Genomic DNA, 4,372 nt, shown 5'->3' on the forward strand with positions numbered 1-4,372 from the left:
CTATCGTATTCACTGATAAAAGTACTTCCTATGTTGATATATCTAATTATGTTGAAATATATGTGACTGAAAAATCAAGCAAAGCAACCACAAAGGAAACATTGCGATGGGTTCATATATTTATAAGTAATGCGAAACGAAATTTATTAGGTAATTACCACAAAATCAAAGGCAAATATCTTCAATTATACTTAAATGAATTTGTATACAAGCTAAACAGGCGATATTTTGGAGAACGATTATTCGATAGGGTGATTATAGCTGCTATAACAGGGGCTTAGGCATGAAAACGGATATACATGAAAATTAATATTTATTTCAGATAAAATTGTCCGAAATAAAATTATGTTGTACCTTTGCCGTATCAATTCAGTGGATTTATGTTCTCCAAGGCGTGTAAATATGGGATTAAGGCAGCGGTGTTCATCGCAATAGAGTCGATGCAAAATCGGCGGGTAAAACTCCCTGATGTGGTAGAAAATATCGGTAGCCCCGAGGCATTTACCGCTAAAATTTTGAGCCAACTGACCAAAGCCAACATCATCCGCTCTGTCAAGGGGCCATATGGCGGTTTTGAGATTGAAAAAGAACGCCTTAACCAAATCAAAGTGAAAGCCATTGTAGAAGCCATTGATGGCAATATGCTGTTTTCGGCGTGCGGTATGGGCTTCCTCTCTTGCGGCGATGAGAACCCTTGTCCACTCCATTTTAAATATACCCAAGTGCGAAACGAAATCAATAAAATGCTGGATTCCACCACGCTTTTGGAAATGGCAACCGATGTTAAAAACCAGAAAACCAAACTCTTAATCTCATAGTTTTTTTTATTTTAATTTAAGACAAAATTATCCGAAATAAAATTTAAATCATTATCAAAAAAATAACTAATACAATGGACTTACAAAATCAACTCATTGGAGAGATTGTAGCAGAGGATTTCAGAACTGCTGCGGTCTTCAAAAAACACAAAATAGACTTCTGCTGCCGTGGTGGACGCACCATAGAAGCCGCTTGCAAAGACAAAAATATCTCGCCACAGCAGATTTATCACGAGCTGGAAAACCTCCCCTCTACCTCGGGTGGAGAGATCGATTTTAAGCATTTTCCGCTGGATTTATTGGTGGATTATATTGAAAAAATGCACCACCGCTATGTGGAAGAAAAAACGCCCATCATCCAAGCTTTTTTGGATAAACTTTGTAAAGTGCACGGCGAACGCCACCCTGAACTTTTTGAAGTCAAAGCTCAATTTGACCAATCGGCAAAGGATCTGGCAGCCCATCTGAAAAAAGAAGAATTGATCCTCTTCCCTTTCATTAAAAATTTGGTAAAAGCCAAATATATGCATCAACCCGTGCCTACTGCCCAATTTGGAACGGTAGAAAATCCTGTTGATATGATGAAAGAAGAACACGATGTGGAGGGCGAACGCTTCCGAACCATTGCCCAACTCACCCACGATTATACTCCGCCAGCAGATGCGTGCAACACCTACCAAGTTACTTATGCAATGTTGCAAGAGTTTGAGAATGACCTACATAAGCATATCCACATCGAGAATAATATTTTGTTTCCGCAAGCCATCGCATTAGAAAAGGAACTCCGTCAATCCAGTTAAAAAATTTAAAATTTTAATGACTTTAAAAAAAATACTTTATATGCAGAATTGGCTTTTTCATCTAAAATAACAGTTACAATTCCTATTATTAAAAAACACTTAAAAATCAGATCATTATGACACCACGAAAACTTTGGCAATGGCTCGCCGCCGTGATTATCGGCTCCTTTGCCGTACTTATTTTCTTCGGAATAGAAATTTATAGAAATGTACCGCCCATCCCAGACAAAATCATCGCTGAAGATGGCACTGTATTGGCGACTGGGCAAGATATTAAAGACGGACAGAATGTTTGGCAATCCATTGGTGGTCAGACTGTTGGGAGTATTTGGGGACATGGTGCTTACATCGCTCCAGACTGGACGGCGGACTATCTCCACAGAGAAGCCACTTTGCTACTGAACGCTTTGGCGAAAAAAGATGGCAAGACCTATGCTCAACTCCCTGATGATGAGCAAGCCAGATACCAAGCTCTCCTGAAAAAAGAGATCAGAAAAAATACTTTTGATGAGGCTAAAAACGAAATTGTACTCAGCAAAGAACGAGCAATGGTACAGGAGGAATTGGCTCAATATTACCAAAAATTATTTATGAATGATGCCTCTCTGAACGAGCTTCGGGATAGCTATGCCATTCCTAAAAATACGATAAAAGACCCTGAGCGAATGCGGAAAATGAACGCTTTCTTTGCGTGGAGCACTTGGGTATGTAGCACCAATAGACCCAACGACGAGGTAACTTATACCAACAACTGGCCTCACGAACCGCTAATTGGCAACACACCACCGACTTCACTGCACTTGTGGTCAGGATTTAGTGTGCTGTTGTTATTGGTCGGTGTGGCATTATTGGTTTTCTACCACGCCAAAAATAAAGAAGAAGAGCTGAACGAAAAATTACCGCTGGAAGATCCGCTTAGAAATATGAAACCAACGCCCTCTATGCGTGCCACCCTCAAATATGTGTGGGTCGTAGCATTACTGATTTTGGTGCAAATGTTGGCAGGCGTAATTACCGCTCACTATGGCGTGGAAGGTAGCGCGTTCTATGGCTTCCCGTTAGATGAATACTTGCCTCAATCGGTATCGAGAAGTTGGCATGTGCAGTTGGCTATTTTCTGGATTGCTACCTCTTGGCTCGCCACAGGACTGTATATCGCTCCTGCTGTTTCTGGACACGAACCTAAATATCAAGTTCTCGGTGTAAATGTGCTGTTTGGTGCTTTACTCATCGTAGTTTTGGGCTCCTTGGCAGGACAATGGTTCGGGGTGATGCAAAAATTAGGTTTGGTGGATAATTTCCTCTGGGGGCACCAAGGTTATGAATATGTGGAACTCGGTAGAATCTGGCAAATCTTACTCCTCGTGGGGCTTTTCTTATGGTTATTCCTGATGGTAAGAGCTTTATTACCAGCCCTTAAGAAAAAAGATAGTGATAGACATTTATTGATTTTATTCACACTTTCCGCAGTAGCTATTGCGATGTTCTATGGCGCTGGATTGATGTACGGCAGACAAACCCATATGGCTATCGCCGAATATTGGAGATGGTGGGTAGTACACCTTTGGGTAGAAGGCTTCTTTGAAGTATTTGCAACAGTCGTGGCAGCCTTTTTATTTACACGATTGGGATTACTTCGCTTAAAATCAGCAACCACCGCTGTACTTTTCTCCACAATAGTCTTTTTAGCAGGTGGTATTTTAGGAACTTTCCATCACTTGTATTTCAGTGCTACACCCACTTCAGTATTGGCATTAGGTGCTACATTTAGTGCCTTGGAAATTGTTCCTTTAGTGCTCATCGGTATAGAAGCATATCAAAACTACCAAGTGAGCAAATCTACCCAATGGATACAGGCTTACAAATGGCCAATATACTGTTTTATTGCAATGTGTTTTTGGAATTTTTTAGGTGCGGGTATCTTCGGATTCGCCATCAATCCACCTATTGCATTGTATTACCTGCAAGGACTTAATACCACAGCGGTTCACGGTCACGCGGCCTTATTTGGTGTGTACGGAATTTTAGGTATTGGGCTGATGCTATTTGTGTTGCGTGGACTATACCCTGACAGAAACTGGAATGATAAATTGATAGGATGGGCTTTTTGGCTGACCAACATCGGCTTGTTTGTAATGGTTAGCGTGAGTATATTACCTATAGGAATTATGCAATCTGCCGCCTCGATAAAAGAAGGCTATTGGTACGCCCGTTCGGCTGAGTTTATGCAAACAGACATTATGAATTTCCTACGCTGGATGCGTGTGCCTGGCGATATTCTATTAGCATTAGGAGAAGTGCTTTTGGTTTCATTCATCATCGGATTAAAAACCGGTTGGTCACTCAAAGACAAACGATAGTCTGGATTTAAACACATGCTGAAAAAACAGTTTTATACAATAAAGTATAAGGCTGTTTTTTTTGAGATAATAAAAAAAATTGAATATCCTTAATTACACCTATAAGTATTATATTTGCACTAAATTTAGAATATAATCCGTATGAACTTATTTACTTTTACAGCTGAGTTTGGAGATGAGCAGAGTTGTCGTAAGCATTTCAAAGAAGAGCGCGACAAGCATGGAGTGGTTTGCAAAAAATGCTCAAATACAACACATTATTGGAAGAGAGACAAAGAATGTTATGAGTGTAAATCTTGTGGTTTTCGCACCTCTTTACGCAGTGGCACTATTATGGAAAATTCAAATCTTCCTTTTCTTGTATGGTACAGAGCTATGTTTTTGATGAGTACAA

At 40.2% G+C, this 4,372-nt stretch carries 4 protein-coding genes and 1 pseudogene; all 5 read left to right on the forward strand.

What is annotated here, in order from left to right; translation table 11 throughout:
- A partial coding sequence (locus tag C237_RS0110200) for a transposase (protein WP_018676394.1) occupies positions 1–281 on the forward strand: 281 nt, incomplete at its 5' end.
- A gap of 99 nt (positions 282–380) precedes the next feature.
- The gene (locus C237_RS0110205) at positions 381–818 is read left to right on the forward strand and encodes an RrF2 family transcriptional regulator (RefSeq protein ID WP_018676395.1); all 438 of its coding nucleotides are present in this window, start codon (positions 381–383) and stop codon (positions 816–818) included.
- A 74-nt stretch (positions 819–892) separates the two neighbouring features.
- Complete coding sequence (ric, locus tag C237_RS0110210) at positions 893–1,618, forward strand: iron-sulfur cluster repair di-iron protein (RefSeq protein WP_018676396.1); 726 nt, start codon at positions 893–895, stop codon at positions 1,616–1,618.
- A 116-nt stretch (positions 1,619–1,734) separates the two neighbouring features.
- Positions 1,735–3,978, forward strand: coding sequence for a nitric-oxide reductase large subunit (locus tag C237_RS0110215; RefSeq protein ID WP_018676397.1), 2,244 nt, complete (start codon positions 1,735–1,737; stop codon positions 3,976–3,978).
- Between the two features lie 141 nt (positions 3,979–4,119).
- Positions 4,120–4,372 (forward strand): annotated as a pseudogene (locus C237_RS0110220) (IS1595 family transposase); the annotation flags it as partial.

Origin of the sequence: Riemerella columbina DSM 16469, from assembly GCF_000374405.1 — a bacterium.
Lineage (GTDB): Bacteria > Bacteroidota > Bacteroidia > Flavobacteriales > Weeksellaceae > Riemerella > Riemerella columbina.